This window comes from Paraburkholderia sp., assembly GCF_035948235.1.
In the GTDB taxonomy this organism is placed as follows: domain Bacteria; phylum Pseudomonadota; class Gammaproteobacteria; order Burkholderiales; family Burkholderiaceae; genus Paraburkholderia.
On sequence record NZ_DASZJJ010000062.1, the window covers coordinates 1 to 20,365 of the forward strand.

The 20,365-nt window shown below is 65.3% G+C and carries 15 protein-coding genes; 8 read left to right on the forward strand and 7 right to left on the reverse strand.

Annotated features, from left to right (window positions below):
• The 6 genes from VG320_RS03920 to katG all read left to right on the forward strand — a co-directional run.
• On the forward strand, nt 1-1,349 hold a 1,349-nt coding region (locus VG320_RS03920), incomplete at its 5' end, for an efflux transporter outer membrane subunit (protein ID WP_327198840.1).
• 26 nt (nt 1,350-1,375) lie between these two features.
• On the forward strand, nt 1,376-2,551 hold the full coding sequence (locus VG320_RS03925; protein ID WP_327198841.1) for an EmrA/EmrK family multidrug efflux transporter periplasmic adaptor subunit: 1,176 nt from the start codon (nt 1,376-1,378) through the stop codon (nt 2,549-2,551).
• Between the two features lie 406 nt (nt 2,552-2,957).
• Nucleotides 2,958-3,155, forward strand: a complete 198-nt coding sequence (locus VG320_RS03930) for a hypothetical protein (RefSeq protein WP_327198842.1) — start codon at nt 2,958-2,960, stop codon at nt 3,153-3,155.
• A gap of 72 nt (nt 3,156-3,227) precedes the next feature.
• Nucleotides 3,228-3,386 carry a hypothetical protein gene (locus VG320_RS03935; protein WP_327198843.1) on the forward strand — a complete coding sequence of 53 codons (159 nt, stop codon included), beginning with the start codon at nt 3,228-3,230 and terminating at the stop codon, nt 3,384-3,386.
• A gap of 52 nt (nt 3,387-3,438) precedes the next feature.
• Nucleotides 3,439-3,729, forward strand: a complete 291-nt coding sequence (locus VG320_RS03940) for a hypothetical protein (protein WP_327198844.1) — start codon at nt 3,439-3,441, stop codon at nt 3,727-3,729.
• A gap of 89 nt (nt 3,730-3,818) precedes the next feature.
• A complete protein-coding gene (gene katG, locus VG320_RS03945) occupies nt 3,819-5,993 on the forward strand; it encodes a catalase/peroxidase HPI (RefSeq protein ID WP_327198845.1) in 2,175 nt (724 codons plus the stop codon).
• A gap of 32 nt (nt 5,994-6,025) precedes the next feature.
• On the opposite strand, the gene VG320_RS03950 is transcribed toward katG, so the two are convergent.
• From VG320_RS03950 to VG320_RS03965, 4 genes are all read right to left on the reverse strand, one after another.
• Nucleotides 6,026-6,514 (reverse strand): cupin domain-containing protein, encoded by a 489-nt coding sequence (locus VG320_RS03950; RefSeq protein WP_327198846.1) that lies wholly within the window; start codon nt 6,512-6,514, stop codon nt 6,026-6,028.
• A 49-nt stretch (nt 6,515-6,563) separates the two neighbouring features.
• Nucleotides 6,564-7,448 (reverse strand): transglutaminase family protein, encoded by an 885-nt coding sequence (locus VG320_RS03955; protein ID WP_327198847.1) that lies wholly within the window; start codon nt 7,446-7,448, stop codon nt 6,564-6,566.
• Entirely contained in the window at nt 7,445-10,108 is a 2,664-nt protein-coding gene (locus tag VG320_RS03960) for a circularly permuted type 2 ATP-grasp protein (RefSeq protein WP_327198848.1), read from the reverse strand. The genes VG320_RS03955 and VG320_RS03960 overlap by 4 nt, the downstream gene beginning before the upstream one ends.
• Nucleotides 10,109-10,179: 71 nt before the next feature.
• Nucleotides 10,180-13,638, reverse strand: coding sequence for a transglutaminase family protein (locus VG320_RS03965; RefSeq protein ID WP_327198849.1), 3,459 nt, complete (start codon nt 13,636-13,638; stop codon nt 10,180-10,182).
• Nucleotides 13,639-13,850: 212 nt separating this feature from the next.
• Between VG320_RS03965 and VG320_RS03970 the strand changes: the two genes are divergently transcribed.
• Nucleotides 13,851-14,933: a zinc-binding metallopeptidase family protein gene (locus VG320_RS03970; RefSeq protein WP_327198850.1), complete on the forward strand. Its 1,083-nt coding sequence runs from the start codon at nt 13,851-13,853 to the stop codon at nt 14,931-14,933.
• Nucleotides 14,934-14,967: 34 nt separating this feature from the next.
• On the opposite strand, the gene VG320_RS03975 is transcribed toward VG320_RS03970, so the two are convergent.
• Both VG320_RS03975 and VG320_RS03980 read right to left on the reverse strand, forming a co-directional pair.
• A complete protein-coding gene (locus tag VG320_RS03975; RefSeq protein ID WP_327198851.1) occupies nt 14,968-15,984 on the reverse strand; it encodes an alpha-E domain-containing protein in 1,017 nt (338 codons plus the stop codon).
• Between the two features lie 82 nt (nt 15,985-16,066).
• Complete coding sequence (locus VG320_RS03980) at nt 16,067-17,539, reverse strand: circularly permuted type 2 ATP-grasp protein (RefSeq protein ID WP_327198852.1); 1,473 nt, start codon at nt 17,537-17,539, stop codon at nt 16,067-16,069.
• An 851-nt stretch (nt 17,540-18,390) separates the two neighbouring features.
• Between VG320_RS03980 and VG320_RS03985 the strand changes: the two genes are divergently transcribed.
• Nucleotides 18,391-19,950: an FAD-dependent monooxygenase gene (locus VG320_RS03985; RefSeq protein WP_327198853.1), complete on the forward strand. Its 1,560-nt coding sequence runs from the start codon at nt 18,391-18,393 to the stop codon at nt 19,948-19,950.
• Here the strand turns inward: VG320_RS03985 and VG320_RS03990 are convergent.
• The gene (locus VG320_RS03990) at nt 19,947-20,276 is read right to left on the reverse strand and encodes a DHCW motif cupin fold protein (protein ID WP_327198854.1); all 330 of its coding nucleotides are present in this window, start codon (nt 20,274-20,276) and stop codon (nt 19,947-19,949) included. The two genes, VG320_RS03985 and VG320_RS03990, sit on opposite strands and share 4 nt — an antisense overlap.
• Nucleotides 20,277-20,365: the final 89 nt, after the last annotated feature.

The window sequence follows — 20,365 nt, forward strand, 5'->3', positions numbered from 1 at the left end:
AACTGCCGAAGCTGATCGACGAGGCGCTCGAAGGCAGCCCGAGCATCGCGCAGGCGCAGGCGCGTATCGCCAAGGCGTCGTCGTATATCGATACCTCGAAGGCGGCACTCGCGCCCAAGGTCAACGCCAGCTATTCGTGGACACGTGAGTTGTATTCGTCGAACGCGCTTTATCCGAGTCCCTACGGCGGCAACTGGTATAGCGAGAATAACGCGCTGGCCAGTGCCTCGTGGGATCTGGATCTGTGGGGCAAGAATCGCCAGCGTCTGGCGCAGGCGGTTTCCCAGCAGCGCGCGGCGCAGGCCGATATGGAGCAGGCGCGTATCACGCTGGCTTCTTCGGTGGCTCGTACGTATAACCAGTTGGCCCAGCTCTATGCGCTGCGCGACATCGCCGCGCGTGAAATCGGCAACCGCAAGACCATCGGCAACATCACGAATGGCCGCGTGGTGGCGGGCCTCGACACCAACGTCGAGCGTCAGACCGCCAACGGTAACATCGCGACGAGCCAGGCCAATCTCACGCAGATCGACGGCCAGATCGAAACGGTGCGCTATCAATTGGGCGCGCTGCTCGGCAAGGGTCCGGATCGCGGCCTGCAGATCGCCAATCCGGTTCTGAATCCGACTGCGCCCATCGCCTTGCCCGACAACCTGCCCGCCGACCTGGTGGCGCGTCGTCCGGACATCGTCGCTGCGCGCTGGCAAGTGGAAGCCGCGATGCATGACGTCAAGGAAGCGAAAGCCGAGTTTTACCCGGATGTGAATCTGGCCGCCGGTTTCGGGTTTGACGCGTTCGGTTGGGGCCGATTCCTCAACTTCACGAGCCGCCAGATGAGCATCGGCCCGGCCGTGCATCTGCCTATCTTCGACGCGGGCGCATTGCGCGCGCAGTTGAAGGGCCGCTACGCCGACTTCGACCTGGATGTGGCGAACTACAACCAGACGCTGATCGGCGCGTTCCAGGACGTGGCGACCACAGTCTCGTCGATCCGCTCGGCGGACAAGCAGCTTGTCGATGCACAGAACGCACTCGATGCGTCGACCAAGGCCTATCAGCTTGCCGTGATCCGCTACAAGGCTGGCCTTTCTGAGCAATTGCAGGTGCTCAACGCCGACCAGAACCGCCTCGCTTCCGAGCAGACGGTCACGAGTCTCAAGGCACAGCGCCGCGACCAGCAGATGGCGCTCATCAAGGCGCTGGGCGGCGGCTTCGACGCGCATGACGCACACGACGTGAACCTCGTGGCGCCCGCGCAGGTCGGCAGCGAAGCGAAGGGCGCGAACGGTGCCCCGTGGAGCGGCGCCAACGTGCAGACGACGACCGCCGCGAACCCGACGCAGCGATAGAACACACCACACAAGAGAAACCCGAAATGAACACCGCACAACGGCCTGTCGCAGAAGAGCAGGGCACCGAACAAAACGGCAAGCGCAAGCGCAAGCGCATGATGACGCTGCTGGTGCTCGTCGTCGTGATAGCCGCGATCGCTTATGGCGTGTACTACTTCCTCGTCGCGCGTTTTAGCGAAGACACCGATGATGCTTACGTCAACGGTAACGTCGTGCAGATCACGCCTCAAGTGACCGGCACGGTGATCGCCGTGAACGCCGACGATACGCAGACGGTCAAGATAGGCGAGCCGCTGGTGCAACTCGATCCGGCTGATTCGCGCATCGCGCTCCAGCAGGCCGAAGCCAACCTGGGCCAGACGGTGCGCCAGGTGCGCGGCCTCTTTGCCGACGACAGCCAGTACGAAGCGCAAGTGGCCGTGCGTCAGGCCGACCTTTCCCGCGCGCAGGACGATCTGCGCCGCCGTATGCAGGTCGCGCAGACGGGCGCGGTTTCGCAGGAAGAGGTTTCGCATGCCAGCGACACGGTGAAGAGCGCACAAGCCGCGCTCGACGCCGCGCAGCAGCAACTCGCCGCCAACCGCGCGCTCACCGCCAACACGACGATCGCCGATCATCCCAATGTGATGGCCGCCGCCGCCCGCGTGCGCGATGCGTATCTGGCGAACGCACGCAACATGCTGCCCGCGCCGGTCACGGGTTATGTGGCGAAGCGTTCGGTGCAGGTCGGCCAGCGTGTCTCGCCGGGTACGCCGCTGATGTCGGTGGTGCCGCTGAACGCGGTGTGGGTCGACGCGAACTTCAAGGAAGTCCAGCTCAAGCACATGCGTATCGGCCAGCCGGTCGAGATGACGGCCGACGTGTACGGCTCGTCGGTGGTCTATCACGGCAAGGTGGTGGGTTTCTCGGCAGGGACGGGTTCGGCGTTCTCGCTGCTGCCGGCGCAGAACGCGACGGGTAACTGGATCAAGGTGGTCCAGCGCCTGCCGGTGCGCGTCGCGCTCGACCCGGCCGAACTGGAAAAGCACCCGCTGCGCATCGGCCTGTCGATGCAGGTGGACGTGAATATCAAGGACGATTCCGGCAGCCAGCTCGGCAACGCCCAGAATACGGTCTACCAGACCAATGTGTTCGAGAAGTACGGCGACGAAGCCGATGCGGAAATCGCCCGCATCATCGCGGAAAACGCCGGGAAATAAGGCTCGCAAAGCTCGGCGCCCATCGCCCATCGAAAAAACATCCGGTGCATTTTTGGCCGGATGTTTCTTTTCTGTTTGCTAAAACGTGTTGTTCAGCCCGCCTGGCGATCACGCTCAGCAGACCCTGTCAGAACATTGGGGAATGTCCTGGATAGTGAGTCATAAAACCCACGATTTAACAAAGTTAGAATGAAATCTCTAGATCGGCGAAGGGGTGTCTGGATCGCACATAGACACCAGGCCGATCATCGGTCGCCGTGGCAGCGACCGGATTTTGACGACTCCCCTGGAGCCTGTTCATGAGTAATCCTGAAGAAAATCACTCTGCCACCTTGTACGTTGCATGCCTTGTCATGCACGCGAACGCAGGCGCGGCAGCGTGTCCGATGTTGGCGAAGGAGACGCCATGCTAAGCCACCACGAACTTTCCACGTTGCTGCTGCTCAAGGCCGCCTCTGAGCACATCGAGCCTGATTGCGTCGAACTGGGTACGCTGCGCGATCTGCAACTGGTTGCGCTCGAGCCGCCGGAATCCGGTCAGCCGATCCTGCGCGTGACCGCGCGTGGAGACGCCATCTTGCGGGCTTTCGCGCGCGCTGCGTAACAACGTTGCTTGCCGCCCGTGCAGGCGCGGCGTCGATCCCGACCAATCGACGGATAACCCGAGGAGGCTGAAGTGGAACAGTCCTGGCTGGGTATGGGCGTGGGCACGATCGTGCTCTTTATCGCCGCAGTGGGTGTTGTCGCGCACTATCGCCGCGAGCGTCGGCGCGCCGATCTTTTACGCAATCTCGATCATCACGACTGGTTGCAGTGGTCGCGTTCGCGCCGGTAGCGTCTCGCGCCAACATACGGTTCAAACCGATACCAATAACGGGGAATCCATCGTGAGCTTTGAATTCGCAGAGCGGGATCTGCAGCACATCCGCAATGTTCTCGGCTATCTCGAGCGCTCGGCTGACTTCGTGCGTCAGACCGAGGCCAATGCCGTCATCAGTCTGGGGTATTGGCGCGCCCGGGTGAGGGCAATCCAGGTCATGCCGCTGTTGCCCATGCATATCGACAAACAGGCGAAGGAACTGCTGGGCCGTCTCGACCGCCTGGAAAGTGCGCGCGAGGGCAGTCAGTCAGGGACGAAGAAGAAGCCCGAAGCGCGCCCGCTGGCTTCCATGTATTGAGGACCTATCGCTCGCATACAGACGTTCAATTGGGGTCTGTTTTCAGTAACGGCTATATTACGGCGTTCCCCCACGCGAATGGAGTACACATGAGCACGCCCATCGATACACCCACACCCGATGAAGCCAAATGCCCGTTCCACGCCGCTGCCAAGCCGATCGCCGGCGGCGGCACTGCGAACCTCGACTGGTGGCCCAACCAGCTGCGCGTCGACTTGCTCAATCAGCATTCCAGCCGCTCGAACCCGTTGGACGAAAGCTTTGACTATCGCGCGGAGTTCAAGAAGCTCGACTACAGCGCACTCAAATCAGATCTGCGCAAGACGCTGACCGACTCGCAGGAGTGGTGGCCCGCCGACTGGGGCAGCTACGCCGGTCTCTTTATCCGCATGGCCTGGCATAGCGCCGGCACCTACCGCATGGCCGATGGCCGCGGTGGCGCGGGCCGTGGCCAGCAGCGCTTTGCGCCGCTCAATTCCTGGCCCGACAACGTCAGTCTCGACAAGGCGCGCCGCCTGCTTTGGCCGGTCAAACAGAAGTACGGCCAGAAGATTTCCTGGGCCGACCTGATCGTGCTGGCCGGTAACGTCGCGCTGGAAAACGCGGGCTTCCGCACCTTCGGTTTCGCGGCTGGCCGTGAAGACGTCTGGGAACCGGACATGGATGTGAACTGGGGCACTGAAAAGAAGTGGCTCACGCACCGCAATCCGGAGACGCTTGCGAAGAATCCGCTTTCGGCCACGGAAATGGGCCTGATCTACGTGAACCCTGAAGGTCCGAACGCCAGCGGCGACCCGGTGTCGGCGGCGCCCGCGATTCGCGCGACCTTCGGCAACATGGCGATGGACGATGAGGAAATCGTCGCGCTGATCGCCGGCGGCCACACGCTCGGCAAGACTCACGGAGCAGGGTCCGCGGAGCACGTGAGCACGGATCCGGAAGCCTCGCCGCTCGAAGCGCAGGGCCTGGGCTGGACCAGCAGTTACGGCTCGGGCGCGGGCGCGGATGCGATCACCTCGGGCCTCGAAGTGGTCTGGACGCAGACGCCCACGCAGTGGAGCAACCACTTCTTTGAAAACCTTTTCAAGTACGAATGGGTGCAAACGCGCAGCCCGGCTGGCGCGATCCAGTTCGAAGCCAAGGACGCGCCGGACATCATCCCCGATCCGTTCGACCCGTCGAAAAAGCGTAAGCCTACCATGCTGGTCACCGACCTCACGCTGCGCTTCGACCCGGAATTCGAAAAGATTTCGCGTCGCTTCCTCGACGATCCGCAGGCGTTCAGCGAAGCGTTTGCGCGCGCCTGGTTCAAGCTGACGCACCGCGACATGGGCCCGAAGGCGCGCTACCTCGGCCCGGAAGTGCCCGCGCAGGATCTGCTCTGGCAGGACCCGCTGCCGGCGCCGCTGCATCACCCGAGCGCTGCCGATATCGCCGATGTGAAGGCGAAGATCGCTGCGTCCGGCCTGTCGGTGAGCGAACTGGTATCGATCGCGTGGGCGTCGGCATCGACGTTCCGTGGCGGCGACAAGCGCGGCGGCGCCAACGGCGCGCGCATTGCGCTCGCGCCGCAGAAGGACTGGGACGTCAACAAGGGTGCGATTGCTGTGCTGCCCAAGCTGCAGGCGATCCAGCAGGCGTCGGGCAAGGTGTCGCTCGCCGATGTGATCGTGCTGGCTGGTGTGGTCGGTATCGAGCAGGCCGCCGAAGCGGCGGGCGTGAAGGTCTCCGTGCCCTTCGTGGCGGGCCGCGTGGATGCGCGCCAGGATCAGACCGATGTGGAATCGGTGAACGTGCTCGAACCGAAGGCTGATGGATTCCGCAACTATCGTGCGGTGCAGGACGGCCCTTCGACCGAGACCCTGCTGATCGACAAGGCGCAGCAACTCACGCTTACCGCGCCGGAACTGACGGTGCTGATCGGCGGCCTGCGCGTGTTGGGCGCCAACGCCGACGGCAGCCAGGATGGCGTTCTGACCGACAAGCCGGGCGTGCTCAGCAACGACTTCTTCGTCAATCTGCTCGACATGGGCACGGCGTGGAAGGCAGTCGATGGTTCGTCGGAACGCTTTGAAGGGCGCGAGCGCAAGAGCGGTGAAGTGAAGTACACCGGCACGCGCGCCGATCTGGTGTTCGGCTCGAACGCCGTGCTGCGTGCGCTCGCGGAAGTCTATGCGAGCGCCGACGCGAAGGAGAAGTTCGTCAAGGACTTCGTCGCGGCCTGGACCAAGGTGATGAACCTGGACCGTTTCGATCTCGCCTGAGTTTTGCGGCGTTGTGAAGGTCGATGATTGATTTATTCGACCTTCGCTTTTCCGTCATGTGGACCGAGTGGCCTGTCCGGCCAGTCGGTCCATTTGTCTTTGCGCGTGGCTTCGTAAGTTGCGTTGAGCGGATAGCGAATGCGATTTTCCGGCTTCGACGGCTCGCCGATGACGATCAGGCGCACTTCCTCGCTCGTGTTATTCAGGAAGCTGTGGCAGATGCCGGTGCCTGCGGGAAACGCCACGGAGTCGCCGGGCTGAAGGCGATGCAGATGACCGTCGATCCACACATCCGGCGTGCCTTCTACTACGTGGACGAATTCTTCTTCCGCGCTTTCAGCGTGCGGGTAGGAGGTTCTGCGTCCCGGTAGCAAACGAACGTGATGGATGCCGATGCGCGTGAGTCCCAGTTGCTGCGACAACGGTGAGTCCAGGCCCATCGGTTCCGTGTCGTTTGCGTAGTGGCCGGCGTTGGATTCCTCCAGCTCGGTCCAGTGCTTGATGAAGCTCGGGCGTTGCATGTGGGTGTCTCCTGGAAGGGCGTGGGGGCAGTATTGCATAGGGCAGTGTTCACTCCCCCTTCACCCGCACCGCCACTTCAACCTCGTGCGCGCCGCCGCCCAGGATCACGCCACGCAGCAACGAAACATCGGTGTAATCACGCCCGATCGCCAGAGTCACATGCCCTTGGTCGGCGAGCACATCGTTGGTGGGATCGAGATCGACCCAGCCCACCGTCGGCACATGAAGCGAAACCCACGCATGTGACGCATCCGCGCCGATCATCGGCGGTGCGCCCGCGGGCGGATCGTTGCGCAGATAACCGCTGACATAACGCGCCGCCAGCCCAATCGAGCGCAAACACCCGATCATCACCTGAGCAAAATCCTGGCAAACGCCGTGACGCAACTCGAACGCGCGCGCGGCGGGCGTGTCGAATGCCGTCGCCGTTGGGCGATAGGCGAAGTCTGCGTGAATGCGATGCATCAGGTCGATCGCGCCATCCAGCACGCTTGCATCCGGCTTGAAACTTTCAAGCGCATACGCACGCAACGCGGGCAGCAACGCAATATTCGGCGATGCGAAACAAAATTCGGACTCCGGATGAAATGCGCCGCCCGCTTCATAGCGCAGCGTATGAGCCACGCTTTCCCACGCAGGCGTAGCCGCAACATCCAGTGCCTCATATCGTGGCGCCAGCAGCACGGTGGTTTCGCTCGTCATCTGCAGATCGCTATGCGGCGCGTCGAACGAGAAATACAGCACTTCGTTGCCGAATGCGTCGCATCGGCTCGTCCGGTACGACGGCACAGGCTCGATCGTCGATTGATAAGCGAGCACGCGCTGCCAAGGCAATTCGAGCGGCTTGATCGTCGCAAGATGCTGGGCGGTTTCGACCGGCGTCGAATAGCGATACGTCGTGCGGTGCGTGACCGTCAGGCGCGTGCCGCTCATGACCACACCTGCGCAGCGGGCGGCGTGGCGTGGCTGAACCAGCGTGCGCTGATTTCGTTCGACGTGGCGGCCATGCGTGCGGCGAGGCTCTCGCACAGCGCGACCAGCGCGGGATAGCGGTCGTCGTCGCCGGGTTCACAAAGGGCCTCTAGCGTGGGCAATGCTTCGATGGGCGGCAGTTGCGCGGCGAATGGTTCGCGGCGCGGGCCGCCCGCGGCCTGCGCGATTTCGTCGAGGCGCGTGCGCAAGCGCCCGTACACGCCATAGAGGCCGCGCGGATTGGTGGGATCGGTGACGATCAGGTCGAGCAGGGCGGGCACTTCGAGGCGTCCGGGATAAAGCGAGCGATAGGTGAGCGTGCTGTCGAACAGTTGCAGCATGACGTCGAAGCCAGCGGGCGTGGCGAGCGTGCGCTCCTGTGCGGCGATGCGCAGCATCGTCGCCATGGCCGCGACGCGCTCGATATGGCGGCCCGCGAACAGCAGGCGCCACGCTTCGTCGCGGGTCATGCGGTCGCCCTGGCAGCCGCTGATGGCGCTCAGTTGTGTCGTCAGGGTGTCGAGCGCGCGGATCAGCGCGACGCGGTCGTAGGGCGTGGCGCGGCGCAGCGGCGTGACGCCGTCGTCGCGCGCGGAAGGCGAGGCCGACGCGGAGGCAGGCGCAAGCGACAAGGCCTGCAGCGCGTCGCGGAAGTCGTTGCGCGAGGCCAGCACGTTGCGCCAGTGGTCGCTCGACAGGCGGCCGCGAATTTCGCCGCAGGCGTACGCCTGGCCCGCAAGCGTCTGGCCGATGCTGGCGCTACGCGCGTTCTCGTGCAGATTGGCCACCAGCACGCGCTCGAACGTGTCCAGGCCGCGCCGCACGTCACCGCTAGCCGCTGGCACGAGACCGCTCGCGGCCGCCAGTTCAATGAAGGTCCCGGACAGTTCGCCCGCGTCGCTGCCTTCGAGCGAGCCGAGGATCAGGCGGCACAGGCGCACGCCGTTTTCGGCGCGCTCGCCGTAGCGCCCGGCCCAGAACAGGTTTTCGGCGGCGCGGCTCGGCACGCGCCGCTGTTCGCGGCGCAGATCGCCGGGTTGCATCGGCCGTGGCAGCATCGAGAAAGCCGTGCCGGGCTGGCTCGACAGCACCCAGGTGTCGACGCTGCTGCCGCCCGCCTGCATCGACACCGATTCCTGATGTTCGGCGGCGAGGCGCGTGAAACCGCCCGGCAGCACGCGCCAGCCGCATTGCGGGTCGGCGATGGCGTAGACGCGCAGCACGGCCGGACGCGCGCCGAGCATGCCCGCGCCGCTCTCGTAACGCGGCGTGTAGCTGTAGCGCAACGGCTGCTGGATCGTGAAGGCGTCGGGCAGGCGTTCGATGCGTTCGCGCCAGTCGGCCAGCGATTGCGGTCCGGCGGCGAGGCCCGGTGGCGGGCTTTGCTGCGTGCCCATCTGGCCGCGCGGCCAGGTCGGCAGCAGCAAGGCGTCGTCCATTTGCGCCTGGGCGTCCTGCCAGGCGGCGTCCTCGCCGCACCACCATGTCGAGACGCCCGGCAGCACCAGCGGCTCGCCCAGCAGCGCCTGCGCCATCGCGGGCATGAAGCCGTGCAGCGCGGGCGATTCGGCGAAGCCCGCGCCCGGCACGTTCGACACCATCACATTGCCCGCGCGCATCACCTGCAACAGCCCCGGCACGCCGATGGTCGAATCGGCGCGTAGTTCGACGGGGTCGCAGAAGGTGTCGTCCAGTCGGCGCAGCACCGCGTGCACGCGCTCAAGACCGCCGAGCGTCTTGAGATAGAGCATGTCGTTGCGTACGGTCAGGTCCTTGCCCTCGACCAGCGTGAGGCCCAGATAGCGCGCGAGAAAGACGTGCTCGAAATACGTTTCGCTGTACGGCCCGGGCGTGAGCAGCACGATATGCGGCGAGGCGTTCGCGCCGCGCCCGTCGTCTGGGCCGTTGGCCATCAGCGTGCGCGCCGCCGCCGCGAGCGTCGCGACCAGTTGCGAGTACGAGGGCGCGAGCCGATGCACGCGCATCGCGCGAAACGGCTCGGCGAACAGGCTGGAGACGATCAGCCGGTTTTCCAGCAGATAGCCGAGTCCCGAAGGCGCTTCCGTGCGGTGCGAGACCACGGTCCACTGCCCGGCGGGCGAGCGCGCGAGGTCCAGCGCAACAATCTGCAGATACTGCCGGTCAGGCGGCACGAAGCCTTTCACGGCGCGCAGATAGCCCGGATGGCCGAACACCAGCGCGGGCGGCAAGAGGCCGCGCGCGAGCAGCGTCTGCGGCCCGTAGACATCGGCGACGATTTCGTTGAGCAGGCGCGCGCGCTGCGCCACGCCACGCTCGATCAGCGCCCATTCTTCCTCGCCGATGATGAGCGGCAGCACGTCGAGCGCCCACGGGCGCGGGCCGCCCCGATCGGCGTAGACGTTGTAGGTGATGTCGTTTTCGCGCACCTGGCGCGCCACCGACGCCGCTGCGCTGTCCAGGCCCGCCACGCCGGCCTCGTCGAGCAGGCCGAAGAACTGCTGCCACGGCTCGCGCAGGCCGCCCTGGGGCGCGCTCAGCTCGTCCCAGTGCCCGCTGCGTACCGGCAAGGTGCGCAGTGGCGCGCGCGCCTCATCGTCATGGGCGGCGGCATCGAACGGCAGGGTGGTCTGGGTCGGCAAGATGATGTGGCGCGCCCGTGTTCCGGGCGCGTTCGCAGTGGGGCTTGATGATAAAAGCGGCAATGAACGACTTAGGGCTGCCGCAAATCCAGCGTGAAAGGAAATTCGAGGCTGCGCGTGGGCGGCGCGGCATCGACCGGTCCTGGCGTGTGCCCGCCCGTGAAGAAGCGCGCGCGCCGCCGGCTTTCCGCCTCGTAGGCGTTGACCGGGAACGTCTGATAATTGCGACCGCCCGGATGGGCAACATGATACTGGCATCCGCCGATTGCGCGGCCACTCCAGCTATCGACGATGTCGATGGTGAGCGGCGCGTGCACGCCGATGGTCGGGTGCAGCGAGGTCGGCTGCTGCCACGCGCGATAGCGCACGCCCGCCACGCTCTCGCCCGCGCGGCCGGTCGGCTGCAGCGGCAGCGCGCGGCCATTGACGGTGACGAGGTGACGGCTTTCGTTGATACCCAGCACGCTCACCTCCAGCCGCTCCACCGACGAATCGACATAGCGCACCGTGGTGCCCGCCGCGCCTTCCTCGCCCATCACATGCCACGGTTCGAGCGCGTGGCGCAGCGTGAGCGCGATGCCGCCCGTGTGCAGCTCGCCCACCAGCGGGAAGCGGAATTCGAAGTGCGGTGCGAACCAGGCGGGATCGAGCGCGAAGCCCGCCGCCGTGGTTTCGGCGATCACATCGTCGAAATCCATGCGCACGAACGTCGACAGCATGAAGCGGTCGTGCAGCGCGGTGCCCCAGCGCGTGAGGCGCTGCGTGTACGGCTTCGCCCAGAAACGCGCGACCAGTGCGCGCAGCAGCAGTTGCTGCGCGAGACTCATGCGCGCGTGCGGCGGCATTTCGAAGCCGCGCAGTTCGAGCAGGCCCAGACGCCCGGTCGGGCCATCAGGCGAGTAGAGCTTGTCGATACAGAACTCGGCGCGGTGCGTGTTGCCGGTCACGTCGATGAGGATGTTGCGCAGCGCGCGGTCGATCAGCCACGGCGGCACGCGCGCGCTGTCCGCTTGTTCCGGCGCGCCATAGCCGCGCAGCAGATCGACCTGGCGCTGGATTTCCGCGAAGGCGATGTCAAGCTCGTAGACCTGATCGTTGCGCGCTTCGTCCACGCGTGGCGCCTGGCTCGTCGGGCCGATAAACAGGCCCGAGAACAGATACGACAGCGACGGATGGTTGTGCCAGTAGGCCACCAGGCTTGCGAGCAGGTCGGGGCGGCGCAGGAACGGGCTGTCGGCGGGCGTCGCGCCGCCAAGCACCAGGTGATTGCCGCCGCCGGTGCCGGTGTGGCGGCCATCGAGCATGAACTTCTCGGAGGACAGCGCGGTCTCGTGCGCGGCCTGGTAGAGAAATTCGGTGCGCTCGACCAGTTCGTCCCAGTTCGCCGAGGGGTGAATGTTCACCTCGATCACGCCGGGGTCGGGCGTGACCTGAAGCATCTTCAGGCGCGGATCGCGCGGCGGCGGATAGCCCTCGATCACGACGGGCAGGGCGAGATCGGCGGCGGTGGCTTCGACGGCGGCCAGCAGGTCGAGGTAGTCGTCCAGCGCGGCAAGCGGCGGCATGAAGACATGCAACTGGCCTTGAGCGTTGCCGATGGAGGCGGTTTCGGCTTGCGGGCCGGCCGCGCGTGCAGGGTTGCGCACTTCGACGCACAGCGCCGTGCGGTGGATCCACGCCGCCGATTCGCCGCGTGCGGGCAGTCGCGTGGAGTCTGCGTCGGTGTTGCCGGTTGCGTTTGAGCGCAAGGCAGCCGCAAGTTCAGCCTGGCCAGACGTTCCAGACGCTCCATCCGCGCCCCGATACTGCATGCGCAATGCAGCGGCGCTGCGCAGCGGCGCAGGCGCGGCGAACGGATCGTGCGCGTGCTGCCACGGATAATCGGCCGCCGACACCCACGGCAGCGAGTCGAGCGGCAGCCGGTAGCCCATCGGCGAATCGCCGGGGATCAGGTACATGCGCTCGTCGCGGAAGAACCACGGGCCGCTGACCCAGCGCGGCCCCTGCAAGGCGGGCGATGCCTGCTCGCGCGCGAGCGGCAGCACGTAGCCCGTGACCGTATCCAGGCCCGCGTCGAACACGCGGCGCAGGCGCACGCGCTCCAGTTCGTCGTCCAGACGCGAATCGAACGGATCGACGTTCACGGGCAGGCGGCGTTCGCGCCACAGGTAGTACCAGGTGTCCTCGTAGCCGGGCTGCACATGTCTGGCATTGACCGCGAGCTTGTCCGCCAGGTGGCTGAGAAAGCGCTGCGCGTCGGCGGCCGTATGATGCGTGCTCGCGCGCTCGTCGGCGAATAGAGACGGATCGTGCCAGCACGCCTCGCCGTCAGTGCGCCAGTAGAGCGAGAGCGCCCAGCGCGGCAGTTGCTCGCCCGGATACCACTTCCCCTGGCCGATATGCAAAAAGCCGAGCGAGCCGTAACGCTCGCGCAGCTTGTCCATCAGCGCGATGGCGTAGCGGCGTTTCGTGGGCCCGAGCGCCTCCGTGTTCCACTCGGGCGCGTCGCGATCGTTGGCGGCCACGAAGGTCGGCTCGCCGCCCATCGTCAGGCGCACGTCCGCGGCGTCGAGCGCTGCGTCCACCTGCGCGCCCATCGCCTGCATCTGCGCCCACTGCTCGTCGGTGTAGGGCAGGGTCACGCGCGGCGTTTCCTGCACGCGCCTGATGGTCATCGAATGCGAGAACTCGACCTCGCAATCGTCGAGAGAACCTGAGATCGGCGCGGCGCTGCCCGGCTCCGGCGTGCAGGCCACGGGAATATGGCCTTCGCCCGCCAGCAGCCCGGAAGTCGGATCGAGGCCGATCCAGCCCGCGCCCGGCAGATAGACTTCGCACCAGGCGTGCAGGTCGGTGAAATCGGCCTCGGCGCCTTGCGGGCCGTCGATCGCCTTGACGTCGGGCGTGAGCTGCAGCAGATAGCCCGACACGAAACGCGCGGCCAGACCCAGTTGGCGCAGCGTCTGCACCAGCAGCCAGCCGGTGTCGCGGCACGAGCCCGAGCCTTTTTCCAGCGTTTGCTCGGGCGTCTGCACACCCGGCTCCATGCGGATGAGATAGCCGATCTCGTGCTGCAGCCGCTGGTTCAGTTCGACGAGAAAATCGATCGTCACGCGCGGCGTGCGGTCGATACTCTCGACGAAGGCGGCGAAGCGCGGCGTCGGCTCGCTGCGCACCAGATAGGGCGCGAGTTCGGTGGCCAGTTCCGGCGCGTAGGCGAAGGGGAACTGCTCGGCGCTTGGATCGAGAAAGAAGTCGAACGGGTTGTAGACGGCCATTTCCGCGACCAGATCGATCGTCACGCGGAATTCGCGCGTCGGCTCCGGAAAGGCCAGGCGCGCCTGATAGTTGGCGAACGGGTCCTGCTGCCAGTTCACGAAATGATCGGCGGGCTCCACGCGCATCGAATACGAGAGGATGGGCGTGCGGCAGTGCGGCGCCGGGCGCAGGCGCACCACATGAGGCGCAAGATGCACGAGGCGGTCATAGCGATACTGCGTGACATGGTTTAACGCGACACGGATGGACACACCCGACTCCTCGTTCGACAGGGATGGATTGAAAGACTGGACGCGCGCCCATGATGCGCAGGGCGCGAGTGATGCTGATGACAATGAATGTGCCGACGCCGCGCGCGCGGCACGCGGCGTGCTTGGACTGTCTGGCTGGTGCGCTTTGTGCGCCCGGTGCGTCCGGATCGCGTTGCCAACGCGCCAGCGACGCAACCCACAGGAAAGCGGCCATGAAGACGTTTCACTGCGACCACTGCAATCAACTGGTGTTCTTCGAAAACGACCGCTGCGAGCGCTGCGATTCGCGGCTGGGCTACGTGTGGCAGAGCGGGGAAATGCACGCCTTCGAGGACGCGGGCGAAGGACGCTGGCGCAGTCTGCAGGCCGATGCGCAAGCCAACGCGCAAGGCGCGCTGTTTCGCCAGTGCCATAACTACGCGGTCGAGAACATCTGCAACGGCATGATCCCCGCCGACGACGCGCACGCCGCCGATACGCTGTGCCGCGCCTGCCAGTTCACGGGCACGATTCCCAACCTCACGCGGCAGGAAAACCGGCTCTACTGGTACCGGCTGGAAGTGGCCAAGCGGCGCCTGCTCTACACGCTGCGCGCGCTGGGCCTGCCGCTCGCGACGCGCGCCGAAGACCCCGAACACGGCCTGCAATTCGAGTTTCTGGAGGAAATGGGCGACGGCCAGCAGGTGCTCACCGGCCACGACCACGGTCTTGTCACCATGAACATCGCCGAAGCCGACGACGCGCATCGCGAAAGCACGCGCGTTTCGCTGCACGAGCCGTATCGCACCTTGCTGGGGCATTTCCGGCACGAGGTCGGCCATTTTTATTTCGACCGGCTGGTGGCCGGCACGCGCTGGCTCGAGCCGTTTCGCGAGCGCTTTGGCGACGAACGCGCCGATTACGCCGCGGCGCTGGCCGCGCATTACGCCGACGGTCCCGCGCCCGATTGGGCCGAGCGCCATGTGAGCGCCTACGCGTCCGTGCATCCGTGGGAGGATTGGGCGGAGACCTGGGCGCACTATCTGCATCTGGTCGATACGCTCGACACAGCCGCGGCCTGCGGTCTCGCGCTGCTGCCCGACAGCCCCGACGAGCCGGTCCTCAACGACCAGACGCCCGTCGACGAAGCGAGTTTCGACAATCTGAAGGCGCGCTGGTTTGCGCTGACCTACGCGCTCAACAGCCTGAACCGCAGCCTCGGCATGCCGGACGGCTATCCGTTCACGCTGCCTTCGCCCGTCATCGACAAGTTGCGTTTCGTTCATCGCGTGATCTCGGCGGCGGCGCAGGCCTGATTGGCGGATTACCCGTTTCCCGGCCCGGGGCGTGTCAGGCGGCGGCCGCGACGGGCTCGGGGATGGCGGGGCGCACGAGGTCGCGGCCCACCCGGCGCGCGAGTTCGTTGACGCGTGCGATCAGCGCAACAAGCCATGCGCGCAGCGCGACGCTGCCCTGGGTGCTGGCAAACCCGCTGGCAAACCCGCTGGCAAATCCGCCGGCAAACCATTCGTGCAGCGGCGCCTGGCGCACTTCTTCGCACAACTGCGATGCGAGACGCTCCGTCTGCGCCGATTGCCCGTTGCGCAGCCGCACGGCCAGACGGCGAATGTCTTCCACGCTTGCCGCGAGCGAACCCGGCCAGTCCTGGCACTGGATCAGCAGCGCGGCGATGCGCGCGGGCGCGATGGCATCGCGATAGACCTCGCGGTAGGCATCATGCGCCGATACGGCGCGCAGCAGCGCATTTGCGCCGTGATAGTCGAACGCGTGCTGCAGGATGTCGCAGTGCGCTTCGAGCGTGCGCGCCATATGATCCGCGCGCTCCACGCAGGCGCCCAGATGCAGGAAACCGGACGTCTCGTTCTGCACGGGCGCCGCCATCTGCACGCCGCGCGCGAGATAGAGGCGCTGTTTGACCCATTCGAAGAACGCATAGGGATCGTGTTCGTGCAGACCGTCCGCGATAAGACGCTGCAGATCGAGCCAGGTGGCGTTGAGCGTCTCCCACAGCTCGGCGCTCAGGCAGCCGCGTACGGCGCGGGCGTTCTCGCGCGCAAAGCGCAGGCTGCTGACGATCGAGGACGGATTCGTCGCGTCGGCGGCGAGGAAGGCGATCGCCTCACCCGGCTCGATATCGCGATGCGAGAGCCGGTAGTGATCGGCCAGACCCACGGTGGAGAGTATCGTGAGCCAGCCGTTTGCTGCATGCACGGCATGCGGCGCGGCATCGTCGGGCGCGGGCAGCAGCGAGCGCTGATAGCAGGCGTCCAGCAGTCGCGCGAGATGATCGGCACGCGCGGTGTGACGGGTCATCCAGAACAGATGTTCGGCAGTGCGGCTCAGCATGGGGCCTCCGGTGTGGCGCGTGCGTTTGCGTGCAGCAGATTCAGATAGTCTGGATTGCTGATGGTTGGCGAATGCGTGATGTCTAGCGTTCCAGCACCCAGGTATCCTTGGTGCCGCCGCCCTGGGACGAATTGACGACCAGCGACCCTTCGCGCAATGCAACGCGTGTCAGGCCGCCCGGCACCATGCGCACTTCCTGGCCCGAGAGCACGAACGGGCGCAGATCGATATGGCGCGGCGCGATGCCGCTCTCGACCCAGGTGGGGCAGGTGGACAGCGAAAGCGTCGGCTGCGCGATGTATTTGTCCGGATTCGCCAGCAGCGCCGCGCGAAACGCTTCGATCTCCGCGCGCGTCGACGCCGGGCCGATCAACATGCCGTAGCCGCCCGCGCCGTGCGTTTCCTTGACGACCAGTTCGTGCAGATGATCGAGCACGTAGCGCAGATCGTCGGGCTTGCGGCACATCCACGTGGGTACGTTGTTGAGGATCGGCTCTTCGCCCAGATAGAAACGCACCATGTCCGGCACGTAGGGGTAGATCGACTTGTCGTCGGCGACGCCGGTGCCTACGGCATTGCAGAGCGTGACGTTGCCCTTGCGATAAACGTTCATGAGACCCGCCGCACCCAGCGTCGAATCGGCGCGGAAGGCGAGCGGATCGAGGAAATCGTCGTCGACTCGCCGGTAGATCACGTCCACGCGCTGCGGACCCTGCGTGGTGCGCATGTAGAGATGATCGTTTTCGACGAACAGGTCCTGGCCTTCCACCAGCTCGATGCCCATCTGCTGTGCGAGGAACGCGTGCTCGAAATAGGCCGAGTTGTACATGCCCGGCGTGAGCAGCACGATCGTGGGCGTGTCCGTGCCTGCGGGTGCGGCGGCGCGCAAGGTGTCGAGCAGCAAATCCGGGTAATGGGCGACCGGCGCGATGCGGTTGCGCACGAACAGATCGGGAAAGAGCCGCATCATCATCTTGCGGTTTTCCAGCATGTACGAGACGCCGGAAGGCACACGCAGATTGTCTTCGAGCACGTAGAACTCGCCCTCGCCGGCACGCACGATATCGATGCCGGCGATATGCGCGTAGATATCGCGCGAGACGTTGACGCCCTGCATTTCAGGGCGATATTGCGCGTTGCGCAGGATCTGCTCGGCCGGGACGATGCCCGCGCGCACGATGTCCTGCTCGTGATAGATGTCGTGAATAAAGCGGTTGAGCGCGTTGACGCGCTGGCGCAGGCCGCGTTCGAGCTGGGTCCACTCCGCGCGCTGGAAGATGCGCGGGATCACGTCGAAGGGAATCGTGCGTTCCGTGCCCGCGCCGGTGACGTCTTTTTCGCCATAGACGGCGAAGGTGATGCCCACACGGCGGAAGATCGTATCGGCTTCCGCGCGCTTCTTGTGCATCTGCTGCTCGCTCTGCGCCTGCATCCACGCGAGGAACTCGCGGTAGTGCGCGCGCGGCTCGCCGGTGTCGGCAAAAGCCTTGGCGGCCACGCCCCGTACATCGAATTCCCCGTACTCGAACATCTCGTTGAAGAATGTTTGCGTCATATCCGTTCTTCCGTCCGCGGCTCTCGTTCGCCATTGCCTGGCAGGTCGTGCCCTGTCCAGCGCTGGCTTGTTATGCGCAAGCGTGCTGCTCTCGATCGGTGACGCCTGAAGTCCGCCAACGCGCGTCTTGCGCTTTCGTCAGCGGATTCGCCTGATCGAAACATCGGTGCACGCCATTACGACTGGCATGTCGTGCACGTTGCAGCTATTCGCTACGCTGGGTGATCGGGCTAAAAGTGGCAATGCAACTTCCATGCCGATGCGCGCAAAGTCCCGGTGTAGGGCTCCGGGCGGCGTTACGTGGGTTCGGCGTCCGTTACTGGCGATGCCCGACGCATCGGAGCGGACAGCCTGCCTGCGCGCCCGGCGCATGCGAAGCACTAAATCGATGCGCGATGGCGGGGTGCAACAAGAGGCGGTGGGCCCCAATGCGCGAAGATGGTGCGTGCGGCGACGGCAATCGCAGGACACGTTTGGCGGATGGGAATCGCAGGAGCGTTCATGAGCGTTGAATAAGCGGCGGCGAAAATCGGAAAAACGGCGCAATGGCTGGCGCCCGGTACGCGCAATCGACGGCCCGCGACGCGCGTTTTGTTGTGCCCTGAATAAAACGCGCGGGGTGTTTCAATATGATGACAAGAAAGCTGCGGTGATGTTATAAAGCCGTGTCGGAAAAGGCAGACTTGGTCTGGTAAGCCCAAGTCCTTTCGGTAACGAAAGCTCTGGTCTTTGGCCTCGCGCACGAGATCCCCACGACGAACAGCGGACGCTTCAGGGCGTCCAGTGGTTCGTCGGTGCGGCTCCCGGTGGAGGAACGCTCCGGTCGAACAATCGACTATCAGGAGCCGTTCATGCCTCATTCTCTTTCCCGTTCTTCCCAGCTTTACGACGTCGTCATTGCCGGCGCCGGTCCCGTCGGGCTCTTTCTCGCCTGCGAATTGCGCCTGTTCGGCCTTTCGGTGCTGGTGCTTGAACAGGCGCACAGTCCGCACTCTGCCTTGAAGCGTTTGCCGTTTGGCATGCGCGGTTTGTCCGCGCCTACGCTCGAAGCGCTGGATCGGCGCGGTTTGCTTGATGAATTGTGCTCGGCGCAGGACGCAGCAAGCGCGCGTACGCCTGCCGCCCACTGGATGCAGCAGCCGCGCCGCCCAGCGGGCCACTTTGCAGGCCTGGCTTTTTATCACGACGCGATCGATGCCTCGCAGTGGCCGTATCGGCTTGCGGGTTCCGTCGGGACCAGCATGGCGGTGGCATTGGAGACGCTCGAAACGGTGCTGGAGCGGCGGGCGATTGCGATGGGCGTGGAAGTCCAGCGCGGTGTCAGCGTCGAAACCTTTGTCACAGCAGATGCCGAGGTGACCGTGCACGCTGGCGGACGGATCTTTCGCGGCCGCTGGCTCGTCGGCTGCGATGGCGGGCGTAGCGCGGTCCGCAAGGCGGGCGGCTTTGGCTTCACCGGCACCGATCCCGAGTTCAGCGGGTATTCCGTCGAAGTCGAACTGGCCGATCCGCAGGCGCTGCAACCGGGGCGGCATTACACCGCGACGGGAATGTACACCTTCGCGCGACCCGGCACGATCGCGATGGTCGATTTCGACGGCGGCACGTTTCATCGCAGCGCGCCGATTACGCGGGAGCATGCGCAAGCGGTGCTGCGTCGCGTGTGCGGCAAAGCGGTGTCCGTGACTCGCGTTTTGCTCGCGACCACCTGGACGGATCGTGCGTATCAGGCGACGGCCTATCGCGCGGGGCGCGTGCTGCTGGCGGGCGACGCGGCGCATATTCATTCGCCGCTGGGCGGCCAGGGATTCAATCTCGGCATCGCGGACGCGATGAATCTGGGCTGGAAACTGGCGGCCACGATTTGCGGCAAAGCGCCGGACGGTCTGCTCGACAGCTATCAGCGCGAGCGCCATCCGGCGGGCGCACGCGTGCTCGACTGGTCGCGCGCGCAGGTCGCGCTTATGCGGCCAACGCCCGCTACGCGCGCGCTTGCGGACATCATCGGCGATCTCATCGAGACCCGCGACGGTGCGACGTATTTCGCCGGGCGCGTGTGGGGCGTTTCGCTCGCGTACGATGATGAAGGCTTTGCGGCGGGGCATGCGCTGGCGGGACGCAGAGCCCCGGATTTCGAACTGGCCGATGGAGCGCGGGTTGGCGTGTTGTTGCGCGAGGGGCGCGGATTGTTGCTGGACTTCGAGCGCAATGCTGCGCTAGAGACGCTGGCGCAGCGTTGGCGCGGGCGCGTCACGTATGCGGCAGGCGAGGCGAAAGAGCGCCTGGGTTTGAGTGCCTTGCTGGTGCGCCCGGACGGCATCGTCGCGTGGGCCAGTGACGATGCTCCGGACGTTAGCGCAGCCGCACAGGCTCTGCTGAGATGGTTCGGAGAACCATGTAATGTCGCTTAATCGACAATGAAAAGCGTTGCGCCTTGCGGTGAGGAGGAGCGGTGCGCCTGCGCGTTATCGCCCACCTGGTAACTCATGCCGGGCGTCAGTGCGAACCGTCGCCCGTCTTCCAGTTCAGTGATGAGCTCACCCGACAGGCACAGCAGCACATGGCCTTTCGAACACCAATGATCGGCGACATAGCCCGCGCTGTACTCGACGAAGCGCACGCGGATTTCGCCGAATCGTTGCGTGCGCCACAAAGCTGTACCGTGTTCGCCTGCGTGCGTTGTCTGTTCGACGGTATTCCACTGGGTGACTTCGAAGGGTAAGGCGGGGATATGCATGAGGGTGGATTCGCTCGATCGGTGTGTGGTGCAGGGAGCTTAGCGATTCAGGGTGCTTGACGTGAGATGCAGTCACCGCCTGTTTTGAC

Coding starts and splice junctions, on each gene's coding strand:
- VG320_RS03990 (WP_327198854.1), bottom strand. CDS start 20,276: ATGCATATCCCCGCCTTACCCTTCGAAGTCACCCAGTGGAATACCGTC.
- VG320_RS03930 (WP_327198842.1), top strand. CDS start 2,958: ATGCTAAGCCACCACGAACTTTCCACGTTGCTGCTGCTCAAGGCCGCC.
- VG320_RS03970 (WP_327198850.1), top strand. CDS start 13,851: ATGAAGACGTTTCACTGCGACCACTGCAATCAACTGGTGTTCTTCGAA.
- VG320_RS03980 (WP_327198852.1), bottom strand. CDS start 17,539: ATGACGCAAACATTCTTCAACGAGATGTTCGAGTACGGGGAATTCGAT.
- VG320_RS03955 (WP_327198847.1), bottom strand. CDS start 7,448: ATGAGCGGCACGCGCCTGACGGTCACGCACCGCACGACGTATCGCTAT.
- VG320_RS03950 (WP_327198846.1), bottom strand. CDS start 6,514: ATGCAACGCCCGAGCTTCATCAAGCACTGGACCGAGCTGGAGGAATCC.
- VG320_RS03925 (WP_327198841.1), top strand. CDS start 1,376: ATGAACACCGCACAACGGCCTGTCGCAGAAGAGCAGGGCACCGAACAA.
- katG (WP_327198845.1), top strand. CDS start 3,819: ATGAGCACGCCCATCGATACACCCACACCCGATGAAGCCAAATGCCCG.
- VG320_RS03985 (WP_327198853.1), top strand. CDS start 18,391: ATGCCTCATTCTCTTTCCCGTTCTTCCCAGCTTTACGACGTCGTCATT.
- VG320_RS03975 (WP_327198851.1), bottom strand. CDS start 15,984: ATGCTGAGCCGCACTGCCGAACATCTGTTCTGGATGACCCGTCACACC.